Consider the following 14,563-nt stretch of genomic DNA (forward strand, 5'->3'; position numbering starts at 1 on the left):
GCCATGCGCCTGCTGGTTCTGTTGTGCTGGCTGCTGTGCTTGCCCCTGGCGCAGGCACAGGTACGCCCCTATGACGACATCGTCGACTCGGGTGTGCTGCGGGTGGCCGTCTACGAGAACTTCGCGCCCTACAGCTTCAAGGATGGCGACCAGGCGCGCGGGGTTGATATCGACCTTGCCAATGCCCTTGCGGAGGGGCTTGGACTGAAGCTGGAACTGCTCTGGGTCACCCCGGGAGAAAGGCTCGACGATGACCTGCGCAATTTTGTCTGGAAGGGGCACTACATGCGTCCAGGTGTGCTCGCCGATGTGATGCTGCGAGTGCCCTACGACCGCGATTACTCGCAAAAGCGCAACGATGTGGGCGAGCTGGCCAACGAGCAGGTAGTAATGTTCGGCCCCTATCAGCGTGAGCGCTGGCAGGTTGCCTATGACAGTCGTCGACTGCCGGAAGTGCCAACTATCGGCGTGTTCCAGTTCCATCCCATCGGCGTCGAGTTGGAAAGCGTGCCGTCCTTCTATCTCACCTCGGTGTTCGCCGGGCGTCTGGCGCGCAACACCCATCACTTCCCGGGAACGGCTGCGGCCTTCGAAGGAATGCGCAAGGGCGAGGTGGATGCCGTGATGGCTCTGCGTGGGGAGCTGGACTGGCTGCAGCACGAGGCCCACGACCCGCAGATCCGCAATGCCGACAACACCTATCCCAACCTCGGCCAACCCGAATGGGACATCGGCATGGCGGTGCACGAAAGCAATCGCCAACTGGCCAATGCCCTGGAGGAAACCCTCGATGGCATGGTGCGCGACGGTCGCATGGACAAGCTCTATGCCTCATACGGCCTGCATTACGAGCTACCGGGGTTCTATCAGGACGTTCAATAGCCGGAGGTGCGGGATGCACAGGCGTTCGTTGCTGTTGTTGGGGTTGCTCGGGACCAGCGCGCCACTCTGGGGGGCTGGTCAGGATCCGGTGGAGTCGGTCATGTGGGACTACTTCCACCAGCGCCTCCTGGGTGGCCAACCATTCGTTCACGACCCGAAGGTGGTGCTTGAAGCGCCACCCTTCGCCGAGGACTCGCGCCAGGTACCGATCCAGGTCGACGCACGTGCCTTTGCCGGACAGGTGGTGAAAATCATGGCCTGGGCCGAACTCAATCCGATTCCGCAGATATTCGTATTCCAGCCCGGTGGGCAGGTGGAACCTGCGCTGGCCATTCGCATCCGCGTCCAGCAGGCCACGCCCATCCGCGCCGCCGTACTCACCCGTGACGGCCTCTGGCACATCGGCTCCACCCATGTCGACGCGGCGGGTGGCGGCTGCACGGCACCCAGCGTAGTGCGTGCCCAGGCCGGCTGGGAGGATCGGCTCGGCCAGGTCCACGCTGGCCGCTTCCTCCTTGGCGACAGCAGTCGCCTGCGCATGCGCATCGACCACCCGATGGACAACGGCCTGGTCGGCGGCATCCCCGAGTTCTTCATCAACCAGGTCGAATTGCGTGACGTCAGGGGCAAGGTGCTGGCCAACCTGGAACTGTTTCCGGCGGTCAGCGAGAACCCGACCATCAGCCTGGAAGTGCAGGAGGATGAGCAAGCACGGCTGTGGCTGCGGGACAACAATGGCAACGAGTTCGAGGCCAGCTTCTAGGGAGAGATCATGCGCTTGATCGTTTTTCTGCTGGCCTGCATCGTCTGCACCGCCCAGGCTGGCCAGGACTATGCCCTCAGTCCCAGGCAGATCGCCGAGGACACCTGGCTGCTGGAAGGCAGCACCGGCAACTTCGACAAGGCCAACGGCGGCAACATCGTCAACACCGGCTTCATCGTTACCGATGCGGGCGTCGTGGTGATCGACACCGGGCCATCGAGGGCCTATGGCGAGGCCATGCGCCGCGTGATCACACAGGTAACGGACCAGCCCGTGGCCCTGGTGCTCCTGACCCATCATCACCCGGATCATGTGCTGGGCAACCAGGCATTCACGGATGTCCCCATCGCCGCGCTGGCCGGTGCCCGCAAGCTGCTGGACGAGCAGGGCAACGCGATGGCGGAGAACATGTACCGCCTGGTCGGCGACTGGATGCGCGGCACTGAAGTTGTCCTGCCGACTGAAACGCTGGAACCCAGTGTGCGTGAAGTCGGCGGCCACAGGCTGAGATTGCTGGCCTTGCGTGGTCACACCGGCGCCGACCTCGCCGTGCTGGATGAACGCACCGGCGTGCTGTTCGCCGGCGACCTGGTGTTCTACCAGCGCGCCCTGACCACACCCAATAGTCCAGGGCTGGATGCCTGGCTTGCGGATATCGCCACACTGCAGTCGCTACCCTGGAAAACCTTGGTGCCCGGCCACGGGCCCGTCAGCCATGACAAGGCGCCATTCGAACAGATGCGTGACTATCTGGGCTGGCTGGATGGCTTGCTGAAGGAGGCGGCAGGGAAGGGGGAGGACATGAACGAAGTGATCCGCTCACCGATTCCCCAGCGTTTCGCCTCGGTGAACCTGAGCCGCTACGAGCTGATCCGCACGGTCAGCCATCTGTACCCGAAGTACGAACTGGCGCGGATGCCGAGGGTGGATAGCGCGACGGAATGAAGGAGGCCGGTGCGCATGGCGCACCAGAGGTCTTGCGCAAGGGGTTCCGTGCGCGCAGCGCAACTTGCGGAGGGTTAAACCAGCTCCGCGTGCTTCAGTTCGCTCTTCAGGTAGGCGTAGTAGATCGGCGCCGCCACCAGTCCCTGCAAGCCGAAGATCGCCTCGAACGCGAGCATCGCCAGCAGCAGTTCCCAAGCCTTGGCACTGATCTGCCCGCCGACGATGCGGGCGTTGAGGAAGTACTCAAGCTTGTGGATGGCGATCAGATAACCCAGCGCGCCGACTGCCACCCAGAGCGACACCGAGAACCCGGCGATGAAGATCAAGGTGTTGGACATCAGGTTGCCGATCACCGGCAGGAGTCCGAGCAGGAAGGTCAGCAGGATCAGGACCTTGGTCAGTGGCATATGGATGTCCATCAGCGGCAGCACCACCGCAAGGAAAATGCCAGTGAGGGTGGTGTTGACCAGGGAAATCTTGATCTGCGCGAAGACGATGTTGCGGAAGGCGGTGACCAGGAGGGCCATGCGCTCCAGCAGCACGCGGCTGAGCGGACGCAAGGTCTCGAAGTTGGGGATGGGCTGCAGCGCAATGATGGCGCCGAGGATCATGCCGATCAGCATGGTCACGAAGGTGTGCGCCGCCCCCTTGCCCAGCAACTGCAGCTGCCCGACGTGGGCGCGCAGCCAATCCATCAGTTCGCGGCGTAGGTCATCGGCGCTGGCCGGCAGGTAGTTCTCGACGGACGCCGGCAGCTGTGCGCGTGCCTGTTCGGTGAGAGTGATGAATTTCTCCAGCAGCTGGCCGGGGTTGTGCACCTCCTGCATCACCACGCCGGCGATCCACACGAAGAACAGCGATAACAGACTCACCACCAGCGTGCCGAGCAATGCCACCGCCAGCCAACGGGCGCGGCGACCGCCGGGAATCACCGGTTGCAGGCGGGGCGCGAGGCTGATTACCAGTTCATAGACCAGCAGCCCGGACAGGAGGGACGGCAGGAGCCGGAAAGGCAGTACCAGTAGCAGGCCGAGGAGAACGATGGCCCAGCTGGCCAGGAGCAGTTGACGATCACTGAAGACTTGCATAGGTCCCGGGACGTTGGAGTGCGAAGCAGGGGCGGCAGTCTGCCAGTGGTAGGCGCCGCAGCACAATCGGCAGCTGAAGTATGCGGGGGATTGGCGGTATTGCTACCAACGGAGTAGGAAAATCAGCACTGCGTCCAATTGTTGGTCTGGCGCGGCAAACCAAGAATTTGCGGCAGACCGGGAAATTTTCCCGGATCACAACAACAAGCCCGCAGAGGTAGCCGTCAATGAAGCTCGCCACACTCAAACCGCCTTTTGCCCTGACGCTGCTCGGTGTCGCGCTGGTGCTGTCCAGCAGCCTGGCGTTGGCCGGTGTCACCGACAAGGACATCCTCGATGACGCCAAATCCACCGATCAGGTGGTGACCAACGGTCTGGGCCTGCAAGGTCAGCGCTACAGCACTCTGGAAGCTCTCAACAGCGAAAACGTGCAGCAACTGCGCCCGGTATGGGCACTGTCCTTCGGCGGTGAGAAACAGCGTGGCCAACAGGCCCAGCCGCTGGTCAAGGATGGCGTGATGTACGTCACCGGTTCCTACTCGCGGGTCTTCGCCGTCGACGCCCGCACCGGCAAGAAACTCTGGCAATACGATGCCCGCCTGCCTGACGGCATCATGCCCTGCTGTGACGTCATCAACCGCGGCGTCGCCCTGTACGACGACCTGGTGATCTTCGGCACGCTCGACGCCAAGTTGGTGGCACTGAACAAGGACACTGGCAAGGTGGTCTGGCGCAAGACCGTGGCCGACTACAAGGCCGGCTACTCCATCTCTGCCGCACCGCTGGTGGTGAAAGGCAAGCTGATCACCGGCGTCGCCGGTGGCGAGTTCGGCGTGGTGGGCAAGATCGAGGCCTACAACCCGAAGAACGGTGAGCTGCTCTGGACCCGTCCGACCGTAGAAGGCCACATGGGTTATGTCTACAAGGATGGCAAGCAGGTGGAGAACGGTATCTCCGGTGGCCAGCCCGGCAAGACCTGGCCCGGCGACCTGTGGAAGACCGGCGGTGCCGCGCCCTGGTTGGGCGGCTACTACGACCCGGACACCGACACCCTGCTGATCGGTACCGGCAACCCCTCGCCCTGGAACTCCCACCTGCGTCCGGGGGACAACCTGTATTCCTCCTCGCGCCTCGCCCTGAATCCGGAAGACGGTTCCATCAAGTGGCACTTCCAGACCACGCCGCACGACGGCTGGGACTTCGACGGCGTCAACGAACTGGTGTCCTTCGACTACAAGGATGGCGGCACGACCGTGAAAGCGGCTGCCACCGCCGACCGCAACGGCTTCTTCTACGTCCTGGATCGCACCAACGGCAAGTTCATCCGTGGCTTCCCGTTCGTTGACACCGTCACCTGGGCCAAGGGCCTGGACAAGGAAGGCCGTCCGATCTACGACGACGCCAAACGCCCCGGCGCGCCGGGCGGTGACGGTAAGCACGGTAGTTCGGTGTTCGTCGCGCCGTCCTTCCTGGGGGGCAAGAACTGGATGCCCATGGCTTACAGCCAGGACACCGGCCTGTTCTACGTGCCGTCCAACGAGTGGGGCATGGACATGTGGAACGAGAACATCTCCTACAAGAAGGGCGCGGCCTACCTGGGCGCCGGTTTCACCATCAAGCCGCTGAACGAGGATTACATCGGCGTGCTGCGTGCCATCGATCCCAAATCCGGCAAGGAAGTCTGGCGCTACAAGAACTATGCGCCGCTCTGGGGCGGTGTGCTGGCGACCAAGGGCAACCTGGTGTTCACCGGCAACCCCGAGGGCTACCTGATGGCCTTCGACGCCAAGACCGGCAAGAAGCTCTATGAGTTCAACACCGGTTCCGGCGTGATCGGTTCGCCCATCACCTGGGAAATGGACGGTGAGCAGTACGTCTCCGTGCTGTCCGGCTGGGGTGGCGCGGTGCCGCTCTGGGGTGGCGAGGTGGCCAAACGCATCAAGGACCTGAACCAGGGCGGCATGCTCTGGACCTTCAAGCTGCCCAAGGCAGATGTCGTAGCCAAGCGCTGATGCGCAACAAGGCCCGCTCCGGCGGGCCTTTTCTTTCCGGGACGACATGAACGGTGCGCGCAGCGCACCCACCTGGACCTGGCCGTAGGGGGCACCATGGGCACCGCGATGCGGTGATGGCCGTTGTTCCCCTTGGTACTACGACCAAGGAACCATGTCGCCAGATAGCAATTCGCCGCTTAATACCCGGAAACAACAAAGGGACAAGCGATGCGCAACTGCCTGATCCACAGTTTCCTGATCCTCTCTATCGCTGGCGTCGTTACCCTGGCTGGCCTGCCGCCCTGGCTGGGCATTCTGGTTCTGGTGCCGCTTCCCTGGCTGTTCCGCCAAAAGCTCCAGGCGCCGACAAAGGTGGAGGAGGGGGCCGACCTTTCCCGGCTGACCCGCGACCTTTCCCGCAGCACCAGCCACAACGCGCTGTCCGCCGCCGGCGTGGCCTGGTCGGTGGATCGTCTGGCCGAACGCCTCAAGTCTCAATTGCAGGCTGCCGAACGTATCGTCGGCAGCGCCGAGGTGATGATCTCCACCGAGGCGGCTACGTCCGAACTCAGCCAGCAGGCGTTCGCTGCTGCCCACGATGTGCGCCAGAGCGGCGATGAGGGGCGCGAAGTGCTGCGGCAGGCGATCGAACTCATGCAGCAACTGAGTCTCAGGGCCGGCGCCAGCCGCGAGTTGATTGCCACGCTCAGCCAGCGCAGCGAGGAGATCCAGCAGGTGGCCCAGGTCATCCAGTCCATCGCCAGCCAGACCAACCTGCTGGCGCTGAACGCTGCCATCGAGGCGGCACGAGCTGGCGAGCATGGTCGTGGCTTCGCCGTGGTGGCAGACGAGGTACGTGGTCTGGCCGGGCGTACGGCCAGTGCTACCGGTGAAGTGGGGCAGATGGTGGCCGACATCCAGCGGCAGACCTCATTGGTGGTCGAGCAGATCCAGCAACTCTCCAGCGACCTGGAGGCCGGTGTCGGCCAGGTCGAGCTGACTGGCCGCCAGTTGGAGAAGATCGCCGGTCTGGCCGCAGCGGTGGAAGGGCAGGTGGACCAGATCGCCCATGGTGCCCGTACCAACCGTGACCAGCTCGCCGGGCTGTTCGAGGCAGTGGGGCAGATGCGCCGTGACCTCGGTGACAGTGATGAACAGACTCGCCGCCTGGCCGGGGCGGCCAGCCAGCTGGAGGGACAGGCCGAGACAATCAGTGAGCGACTGGCGGAAGTGGGACTGGATGACTATCACCAGCGCATCTACGACCTGGCCCGCGAAGGTGCCAGTGCCATCGCTGCGCGCTTCGAGCGGGACGTGCAGGAAGGGCGCATCAGCCTCGACGATCTCTTCGACCGCCGCTTCCAGGTGGTGCCCGGAACCTATCCGCAGAAGTACAGCTCGCGTTTCGACCGCTACACCGACCAGGTCCTGCCGGATATCCAGGAATCGCTGCTCACGCAACATGAGGGGCTGGTCTTCGCCATCGCCTGCACCCAGGAAGGCTACGTGCCGACCCACAACAAAGCCTTCAGCCAGGCACCTTGCGGCGATCCGGAGCAGGACATGGCGTGCAGTCGCAGTAAACGCATGTTCAACGACCGCACCGGCCTGCGCTGTGGGAGCCACCAACAGCCGCTGCTGCTGCAGACCTACACCCGCGATACCGGGGAACTGATGCACGATCTCTCGGTGCCGATCATCGTCCGGGAACGGCACTGGGGTGGGTTGCGCCTGGGGTATAGGCCGGAACAGGCGGCCGCAACTCCGACGGCGATAAGAGAGGCTCTGGCGCGGGCCTGAGCGCCCGCAATCTACTACCAAATGAGGAGGGTCTCTGTCCCATGTGCGCATACCGGGGGGTGGTGTCGGCTGACTAAGATCGGTCCACAACCTGCCCGGCCGGGCGGGTCCCGACCAGAGAGAGCATCGCCATGATCTATGCACAACCAGGCACTCCCGGCGCCGTCATCACCTTCAAGCCTCGCTATGGCAACTACATCGGCGGCGAGTTCGTCGCACCGGTGGGTGGTGAATACTTCACCAACACCTCGCCCGTGAACGGCGAGGTGATTGCCGAATTCCCCCGTTCCACTGCCGCCGACGTCGAGAAAGCACTGGACGCCGCCCATGCCGCCGCCGATGCCTGGGGCCGCACCTCGGTCCAGGATCGCGCCCTGATCCTGCTGAAAATCGCCGACCGTATCGAGCAGAACCTGGAAGTCCTGGCCGTCACCGAAACCTGGGACAATGGCAAGGCCGTGCGTGAAACCCTGAATGCCGACGTGCCGCTGGCCGCCGATCACTTCCGCTACTTCGCTGGCTGCATCCGCGCCCAGGAAGGATCCGCTGCCGAGATCAACGAACACACGGCCGCCTACCACTTCCACGAACCGCTGGGCGTGGTCGGCCAGATCATCCCGTGGAACTTCCCGCTGCTGATGGCCGCCTGGAAGCTGGCCCCGGCCCTGGCCGCCGGCAACTGCGTGGTACTGAAACCCGCCGAGCAGACCCCGCTGTCGATCATGGTGCTGATGGAACTCATCGGCGACCTGCTGCCGGCCGGTGTACTCAACGTGGTGCAAGGCTTCGGCAGGGAAGCGGGCGAAGCGCTGGCCACCAGCAAGCGCATCGCCAAGATCGCCTTCACCGGCTCCACCCCGGTGGGTTCGCACATCCTCAAGTGCGCCGCCGAGAACATCATCCCCTCCACCGTGGAGCTGGGTGGCAAGAGCCCGAACATCTACTTCGAAGACATCATGCAGGCCGAGCCGGCCTTCATCGAAAAGGCCGCCGAAGGCCTGGTCCTGGCCTTCTTCAACCAGGGTGAAGTCTGCACCTGCCCGTCCCGCGCCCTGGTGCAGGAATCCATCTACCCGACGTTCATGGCCGAGGTGATGAAGAAGGTCAAAGCCATCAAGCGTGGCAACCCGCTGGACACCGACACCATGGTCGGCGCCCAGGCTTCGCAACAGCAGTTCGAGAAGATCCTCTCCTACCTCGACATCGCCCAGCAGGAAGGTGCCGAGCTGTTGGCCGGTGGGGCTGCCGAGAAGCTCGAAGGCGGCCTCGCCAGCGGCTACTACATCCAGCCGACCTTGCTGAAAGGCCACAACAAGATGCGCGTGTTCCAGGAGGAAATCTTCGGCCCGGTGGTGGGCGTCACCACCTTCAAAGACGAAGCCGAAGCCCTGGCGATCGCCAACGACACCGAGTTCGGCCTGGGTGCCGGTCTCTGGACCCGCGACATCAACCGCGCCTATCGCATGGGCCGTGGCATCAAAGCGGGCCGCGTGTGGACCAACTGCTACCACCTGTACCCGGCACACGCCGCGTTCGGTGGCTACAAGAAGTCTGGCGTTGGCCGTGAAACCCACAAGATGATGCTCGACCACTACCAGCAGACCAAGAACCTGCTGGTGAGCTACGACATCAATCCGCTGGGCTTCTTCTGAGTCTGATGCGCCCTTGTCGAACCCGTGGCGCGCCGGTTTGGGCGCCACAATCCCCTTAGGCGACGCCGTCCTGTCTGCGGGAAAGAGCGCCCCCACATCCAATGCCCGACAGGGCTTTGTCGCAACGCGGTTTCGGCCGCGTTTTCTTTTTTTCAAGGCACATTGGTTGGCGTGATCTTTTGTGGATGCCCAACCGGCCCCTACCAAATCACGAGTAAATCTCCTCCGAAAGTACCATTCGGGCCCCTCTGGGCCGGTGGTTAACTGGCCTTGCCGGAATCCTCCGGCGGCATAACAAGAGGATTACTCCATGTGGACTAAACCCGCCTTCACCGATCTGCGCATTGGTTTCGAAGTGACCCTGTACTTCGCCAACCGCTGATCCGCATCGCCCCGGCCCAGCCGGGGCCCCCGCCAGGGCTAATCCCATGCACATCCAGATTCTCGGCTCGGCCGCCGGTGGCGGTTTCCCCCAGTGGAACTGCAATTGCCGCAACTGCGCCGGCGTACGCAGCGGCAAGGTCCGGGCGCAGCCGCGCAGCCAGTCCTCCATCGCCCTCAGCGCCAATGGCGTCGACTGGGTGCTGTGCAACGCCTCGCCGGATATCCGCGCCCAGCTCGACGCCTTCCCACCGCTGCAACCGGCCCGCCGCGTGCGCGACACGGGCATCGCCGCGATCATCCTGATGGACAGCCAGATCGATCACGTCACTGGCCTGCTCAGCTTGCGCGAAGGATGTCCGCACCCGGTCTGGTGCACCGACATGGTTCACCAGGACCTGACCAGCGGCTTCCCGCTGTTCAACATGCTCCAGCACTGGAACGGCGGGCTGGCGTGGCACCCCATCGACCTGGCCAGTCCGGTGTTCGAGATTCCCACCTGCGCCGGCCTGAAGTTCACCGCCATCCCCCTGCGCAGCAGTGCGCCGCCGTACTCGCCGCATCGCGGCAACCCGCATCCGGGCGACAACATCGGCCTGTTCATCGAGGACCTGGCGAGCGGCGGCAGCCTGTTCTACGCCCCGGGCCTGGGCCAGGTGGATGAGACACTGCTCGGCTGGATGCGCCGCGCCGACTGCCTGCTGGTCGACGGCACGCTGTGGCGCGATGACGAAATGCGCCATTGCGAGGTCGGCGACAAGCTCGGCAGCGAGATGGGCCACCTGCCACAGAGCGGCCCGGGCGGCATGATCGAAGTGCTCGACGGCATTTCGGGCCCGCGCAAGGTGCTCATTCACATCAACAACACCAACCCGATCCTCGACGTCGATTCCCGCGAGCGCGCTGAACTGGGCCGCCACGGCATCGAAGTGGCCTGGGACGGCATGGGCATCGAGCTGTAGGGTGCGCCGTGCGCACCACGAACCAATTACGGTGCGCACGGCGCACCCTACGAGGACATCGAGCATGAGCCAGACCGCCATGACTCCCGCCGAATTCGAGCAGGCCCTGCGCGCCAAGGGTGACTGCTACCACATCCACCACCCGTACCACCGCGCCATGTATGAAGGCCGTGCGAGCCGCGAGCAGATCCAGGGCTGGGTGGCCAACCGCTTCTACTACCAGGTGTGCATCCCGCTGAAGGACGCCGCCATCCTGGCCAACTGCCCGGACCGCGATACCCGCCGCGAATGGATCCAGCGCATCCAGGACCACGATGGCGCGCCCGGCGAGGAAGGTGGCATCGAGGCCTGGCTGCGCCTGGCCGAGGCGGTGGGCCTCGACCGCGAGCAGGTGCTGTCCCAGGAGCTGGTGTTGCCGGGGGTGCGTTTCGCGGTGGACGCCTATGTGAATTTCGCCCGTCGCGCGAGCTGGCAGGAAGCGGCCAGCAGTTCGCTGACCGAGCTGTTCGCCCCGCAGATCCACCAGTCGCGGCTGGACAGCTGGCCGCAGCACTATCCCTGGATCGATCCGACTGGCTACGACTACTTCCGCAAGCGCCTGAAGGAGGCGCGCCGCGACGTCGAGCACGGCCTGCGCATCACCCTCGAGCACTACCGCACCTGGGAGGCTCAGCAACGCATGCTGGAGATCCTGCAATTCAAGCTGGACGTGCTCTGGAGCATGCTCGATGCGATGAGCATGGCCTACGAACTGGACCGTCCGCCTTACCACACGGTGACCCGTGAGCGGGTCTGGCATCGGGGGATTGCCCTATGAGCGACTTCGACCTGAAGCAGGTGCCCAACCTGCGTCGTGGCTTCCGTCTGCAATGGGAGCCGACCCAGGGCTGCCATGTGTTGCTCTATCCCGAAGGGATGGTGCGGCTGAATGAGAGCGCGGGGGAAATCCTGCGCCTGGTGGATGGTCAGCGATCGGTGGCGCAGATCATCTTTGATCTGCGTCGCCGTTTCCCTGATGTTCCCGGCCTGAACGAAGATATTCTGGCGTTCATCGAGGTGGCTCATGCCCAGTTCTGGTTGCAACTCGAAGCCTGAAACCCAGCCGGGGCCGCCGTTCTGGCTGCTGGCCGAGCTGACCTACCGCTGCCCCTTGCAGTGCCCGTACTGCTCCAATCCGCTGGACTTCGCCCAGCAGGGCGAAGAGCTGACGACGGCCCAGTGGATCGAGGTGTTCCGCCAGGGCCGTGAGCTGGGCGCGGCGCAACTCGGCTTCTCCGGCGGCGAGCCGCTGGTGCGCCAGGACCTGGAAGAGTTGATCCACGCCGCGCGGGAGCTGGGCTACTACACCAACCTGATCACCTCCGGCATCGGCCTCACTGAGGCGCGCATTGCCGCCTTCAAGGACGCCGGGCTGGACCATATCCAGGTCAGCTTCCAGGCCGCCGACGAGGAGGTGAATAACCTGCTGGCCGGCTCGCGCAAGGCCTTTACGCAGAAGCTGGCGATGGCCCGCGCGGTGAAGGCGCAGGGCTACCCGATGGTGCTGAACTTCGTCACCCACCGGCACAACATCGACAGCATCGAGCGGATCATCGAACTGTGCCTGGAGCTGGAGGCGGACTTCGTCGAACTCGCCACCTGCCAGTTCTACGGCTGGGCCGAGCTGAACCGCGCCGGGTTGCTGCCGACCCGCGCCCAGCTGGAACGGGCCGAGCGCATCACCAATGAGTACCGGGACAAGCTCGCCGCCGAGAAGCACCCGTGCAAGCTGATCTTCGTCACCCCGGACTACTACGAGGAACGCCCCAAGGCCTGCATGAACGGCTGGGGCAGCCTGTTCCTCGACATCACCCCGGACGGCACCGCGCTGCCGTGCCACAGCGCCCGCCAGTTGCCGGTGCAGTTCCCCAACGTGAAGGAGCACGATCTCAGGCATATCTGGTACGAGTCCTTCGGTTTCAACCGTTTCCGTGGCTATGACTGGATGCCCGAGCCGTGCCGCTCCTGCGACGAGAAGGAAAAGGACTTCGGCGGTTGCCGCTGCCAGGCCTTCCTGCTCACCGGCGACGCCAGCAACGCCGACCCGGTCTGCGCCAAGTCGGCACACCACGGCCAGATACTGGCGGCCCGGGAAGAAGCGGAGCATGCTCCTCGCACCCTGGAGCAACTGACCTATCGCAATGAGCGCACCTCCAAGATCATCTGCCGCGGCTGAGATTCGCCCCTTTGGTTTTTGGGACAGCGACTGGAGCGCTGAGAACGCGGTAGCGGCAAGCCGCGATTTCGCCGAACTGCGCTGTGGCGTGGCCGGCCTGTTCTGGAGCCTGTTCGACCCCGCCGATGGCCGCACTACCCTGTGGCGCTGGCAGGGTGGGACAGCACGTTGCCTGACGCCAGACGGCTTCTCCCTGCGTAGCCGGGTTTATGAGTACGGCGGCGGTGCGTTTTGCCTGTTCGACGAGGGCGTTGCATTCGTCAACGAATCCGACCAGCAGCTCTATTTCCAGTCATTGTCTGCTCTGCCGCGCGGCTTGACTGTCGATCCCCGGCGCCGCTACGGCGACCTCCAGCCATCAGGCCATTCAGTGCTGGCGGTGGAGGAAGAGCAGGGGACGCATCGCCTGGTGGAGATCAGCCTGGCAGGCTCGCGTCAGGTATTGGCCGAGGGCGCTGATTTTTACGCTGCCCCGCGCATCAGCCCGGACGGCCAGTCCCTCGCGTGGATCGAGTGGAGTCGCCCAGCGCAACCCTGGACGGAAACGCGGCTTTGCCTGCGCCGCCGCCAGGACAATGGTTGGGGCATGGTTGAAACGCTCGCTGGGGGGGAAGGCGGTGAGTCCCTGCAGCAGCCACGCTTCGATGACGAAGGCCGTCTCTACTGCCTGAGTGACCGTAATGGCTGGTGGCAGCCGTGGCGGCTCGACGCCCACGGCTTCCGGGCAATGCCCGCGGTGTTGGCGGACCATGCGCCGGCACCATGGCAGCTGGGCGCCTGCAGCTATTTGCCAGATGTTGGGTTGCGGAGCTGGCTGGTCGATGGGCAGGGTTATCTGGCCGCCGGCGATGGCCTGCCATTGGTGCCCGACTACAGCCGTTTCCGTCAGTTGGCGGCGGATGACAGGCACTACTACTGCATCGCCGCCGGGTCTCAGAGCGCCAGTGCCGTGTTGGCTATCGACCGCGCAAGTGGTTCGCGGCAGGTCCTGGCTGGCGGAGGTTCGGGATTGCCGGCCGCGGGTATTTCCCGCCCGCAGCCGCTGCGGTTTGCCGCAGCGGCGGGGGAGTGGGCCCATGCATTCTTCTATCCGCCGTGCAACGAGCACTTCCAACCTCCAGGAAGTCAGCTCCCGCCGTTGCTGGTGTTCTGCCACGGCGGGCCCACTTCCGCCTGCCAGCCGGTGCTCGATCCGCGCATCCAGTTCTGGACCCAGCGTGGTTTTGCCGTGGCAGACCTGGATTACCGCGGCAGCAGCGGCTATGGCCGCGCCTACCGGCAGCGCCTGGCAAATGGCTGGGGCGAGCTGGATGTCGATGACGCGAAGGCGCTGCTGGCCCATCTTTCCAGCCAGGGGCTGGTGGATCGCGACAGGGCTTTCATTCGGGGCTCCAGCGCTGGTGGCTTTACCACGCTGCTGGCATTGGTCGGGGAAACACCTTTCCGAGGCGGCGCCAGCTACTACGGTGTGAGCGACCCACTGGTATTGCGCCAGAAGACTCACAAGTTCGAGGCCGATTACCTGGATTGGCTGATCGGCGATCCTGAACAGGACGCTGAGCGCTACCGGCAGCGTACGCCGGTGTTACGGGCGGGCGAGATCGGTGCGCCAGTAATCTTCTTCCAGGGCGGACAGGACGCGGTGGTGGTTCCGGAGCAGACCGCCAGCATGGTCGCGGCGCTGCAAGCGGCCGGACGGCAGGTGGAGTGCCATGTCTATCCCGAAGAGCGTCACGGCTTTCGAAAGGCCGCCAACCTGTCCCACGCGCTGGAGGCGGAGCTGGCGTTCTATCTGCGGCTACTGAATGCTTGAGAGACGGCAACCTTGTGGGCGGGATTTCAATCGCCAAGCAGACCGCAGGTCTGCCCAACGAGCCTCCT

Annotated in this window: 13 protein-coding genes; 12 read left to right on the forward strand and 1 reads right to left on the reverse strand. The window is 64.3% G+C overall.

Going from position 1 to position 14,563, the window contains the following annotated elements; genetic code table 11:
• Window positions 1-3: 3 nt before the first annotated feature.
• From D6Z43_RS05380 to D6Z43_RS05390, 3 genes are read left to right on the forward strand one after another with little or no spacing between them, the layout of a single operon-like run.
• Complete coding sequence (locus D6Z43_RS05380) at window positions 4-882, forward strand: ABC transporter substrate-binding protein (RefSeq protein ID WP_120650963.1); 879 nt, start codon at window positions 4-6, stop codon at window positions 880-882.
• 13 nt (window positions 883-895) lie between these two features.
• A complete protein-coding gene (locus D6Z43_RS05385) occupies window positions 896-1,645 on the forward strand; it encodes a quinoprotein dehydrogenase-associated SoxYZ-like carrier (RefSeq protein WP_120650964.1) in 750 nt (249 codons plus the stop codon).
• 9 nt (window positions 1,646-1,654) lie between these two features.
• On the forward strand, window positions 1,655-2,590 hold the full coding sequence (locus D6Z43_RS05390; protein ID WP_120650965.1) for a quinoprotein relay system zinc metallohydrolase 1: 936 nt from the start codon (window positions 1,655-1,657) through the stop codon (window positions 2,588-2,590).
• Window positions 2,591-2,664: 74 nt separating this feature from the next.
• On the opposite strand, the gene D6Z43_RS05395 is transcribed toward D6Z43_RS05390, so the two are convergent.
• Window positions 2,665-3,678 carry an AI-2E family transporter gene (locus tag D6Z43_RS05395; RefSeq protein WP_120650966.1) on the reverse strand — a complete coding sequence of 338 codons (1,014 nt, stop codon included), beginning with the start codon at window positions 3,676-3,678 and terminating at the stop codon, window positions 2,665-2,667.
• Window positions 3,679-3,905: 227 nt separating this feature from the next.
• Between D6Z43_RS05395 and D6Z43_RS05400 the strand changes: the two genes are divergently transcribed.
• From D6Z43_RS05400 to D6Z43_RS05440, 9 genes are all read left to right on the forward strand, one after another.
• Complete coding sequence (locus D6Z43_RS05400) at window positions 3,906-5,690, forward strand: methanol/ethanol family PQQ-dependent dehydrogenase (protein ID WP_120650967.1); 1,785 nt, start codon at window positions 3,906-3,908, stop codon at window positions 5,688-5,690.
• Window positions 5,691-6,209: 519 nt separating this feature from the next.
• Entirely contained in the window at window positions 6,210-7,472 is a 1,263-nt protein-coding gene (locus tag D6Z43_RS05405; protein ID WP_371924404.1) for a methyl-accepting chemotaxis protein, read from the forward strand.
• A 131-nt stretch (window positions 7,473-7,603) separates the two neighbouring features.
• A complete protein-coding gene (locus tag D6Z43_RS05410; RefSeq protein WP_120650969.1) occupies window positions 7,604-9,124 on the forward strand; it encodes an aldehyde dehydrogenase family protein in 1,521 nt (506 codons plus the stop codon).
• A 310-nt stretch (window positions 9,125-9,434) separates the two neighbouring features.
• Entirely contained in the window at window positions 9,435-9,506 is a 72-nt protein-coding gene (gene pqqA, locus D6Z43_RS05415) for a pyrroloquinoline quinone precursor peptide PqqA (RefSeq protein WP_072432761.1), read from the forward strand.
• Between the two features lie 46 nt (window positions 9,507-9,552).
• Window positions 9,553-10,467, forward strand: coding sequence for a pyrroloquinoline quinone biosynthesis protein PqqB (pqqB, locus tag D6Z43_RS05420; protein ID WP_120650970.1), 915 nt, complete (start codon window positions 9,553-9,555; stop codon window positions 10,465-10,467).
• 64 nt (window positions 10,468-10,531) lie between these two features.
• Window positions 10,532-11,284 carry a pyrroloquinoline-quinone synthase PqqC gene (pqqC, locus tag D6Z43_RS05425; RefSeq protein WP_120650971.1) on the forward strand — a complete coding sequence of 251 codons (753 nt, stop codon included), beginning with the start codon at window positions 10,532-10,534 and terminating at the stop codon, window positions 11,282-11,284.
• Window positions 11,281-11,562, forward strand: coding sequence for a pyrroloquinoline quinone biosynthesis peptide chaperone PqqD (gene pqqD / locus D6Z43_RS05430; protein ID WP_120650972.1), 282 nt, complete (start codon window positions 11,281-11,283; stop codon window positions 11,560-11,562). Before pqqC ends, pqqD begins: the two co-directional genes overlap by 4 nt.
• The gene (gene pqqE / locus D6Z43_RS05435; RefSeq protein WP_120650973.1) at window positions 11,531-12,682 is read left to right on the forward strand and encodes a pyrroloquinoline quinone biosynthesis protein PqqE; all 1,152 of its coding nucleotides are present in this window, start codon (window positions 11,531-11,533) and stop codon (window positions 12,680-12,682) included. The genes pqqD and pqqE overlap by 32 nt, the downstream gene beginning before the upstream one ends.
• Window positions 12,648-14,495 carry a S9 family peptidase gene (locus tag D6Z43_RS05440; protein WP_120650974.1) on the forward strand — a complete coding sequence of 616 codons (1,848 nt, stop codon included), beginning with the start codon at window positions 12,648-12,650 and terminating at the stop codon, window positions 14,493-14,495. Before pqqE ends, D6Z43_RS05440 begins: the two co-directional genes overlap by 35 nt.
• Window positions 14,496-14,563 lie beyond the last annotated feature (68 nt).

Source organism: Pseudomonas sp. DY-1, from assembly GCF_003626975.1.
In the GTDB taxonomy this organism is placed as follows: domain Bacteria; phylum Pseudomonadota; class Gammaproteobacteria; order Pseudomonadales; family Pseudomonadaceae; genus Metapseudomonas.

What these genes read in the sequence shown, in the direction of transcription:
- D6Z43_RS05390 (WP_120650965.1), top strand. Translation starts at nt 1,655, where the DNA reads ATGCGCTTGATCGTTTTTCTGCTGGCCTGCATCGTCTGCACCGCCCAG.
- D6Z43_RS05440 (WP_120650974.1), top strand. Translation starts at nt 12,648, where the DNA reads ATGAGCGCACCTCCAAGATCATCTGCCGCGGCTGAGATTCGCCCCTTT.
- D6Z43_RS05400 (WP_120650967.1), top strand. Translation starts at nt 3,906, where the DNA reads ATGAAGCTCGCCACACTCAAACCGCCTTTTGCCCTGACGCTGCTCGGT.
- D6Z43_RS05380 (WP_120650963.1), top strand. Translation starts at nt 4, where the DNA reads ATGCGCCTGCTGGTTCTGTTGTGCTGGCTGCTGTGCTTGCCCCTGGCG.
- D6Z43_RS05385 (WP_120650964.1), top strand. Translation starts at nt 896, where the DNA reads ATGCACAGGCGTTCGTTGCTGTTGTTGGGGTTGCTCGGGACCAGCGCG.
- D6Z43_RS05410 (WP_120650969.1), top strand. Translation starts at nt 7,604, where the DNA reads ATGATCTATGCACAACCAGGCACTCCCGGCGCCGTCATCACCTTCAAG.
- pqqD (WP_120650972.1), top strand. Translation starts at nt 11,281, where the DNA reads ATGAGCGACTTCGACCTGAAGCAGGTGCCCAACCTGCGTCGTGGCTTC.
- pqqB (WP_120650970.1), top strand. Translation starts at nt 9,553, where the DNA reads ATGCACATCCAGATTCTCGGCTCGGCCGCCGGTGGCGGTTTCCCCCAG.
- D6Z43_RS05395 (WP_120650966.1), bottom strand. Translation starts at nt 3,678, where the DNA reads ATGCAAGTCTTCAGTGATCGTCAACTGCTCCTGGCCAGCTGGGCCATC.
- D6Z43_RS05405 (WP_371924404.1), top strand. Translation starts at nt 6,210, where the DNA reads ATGATCTCCACCGAGGCGGCTACGTCCGAACTCAGCCAGCAGGCGTTC.
- pqqC (WP_120650971.1), top strand. Translation starts at nt 10,532, where the DNA reads ATGAGCCAGACCGCCATGACTCCCGCCGAATTCGAGCAGGCCCTGCGC.
- pqqE (WP_120650973.1), top strand. Translation starts at nt 11,531, where the DNA reads ATGCCCAGTTCTGGTTGCAACTCGAAGCCTGAAACCCAGCCGGGGCCG.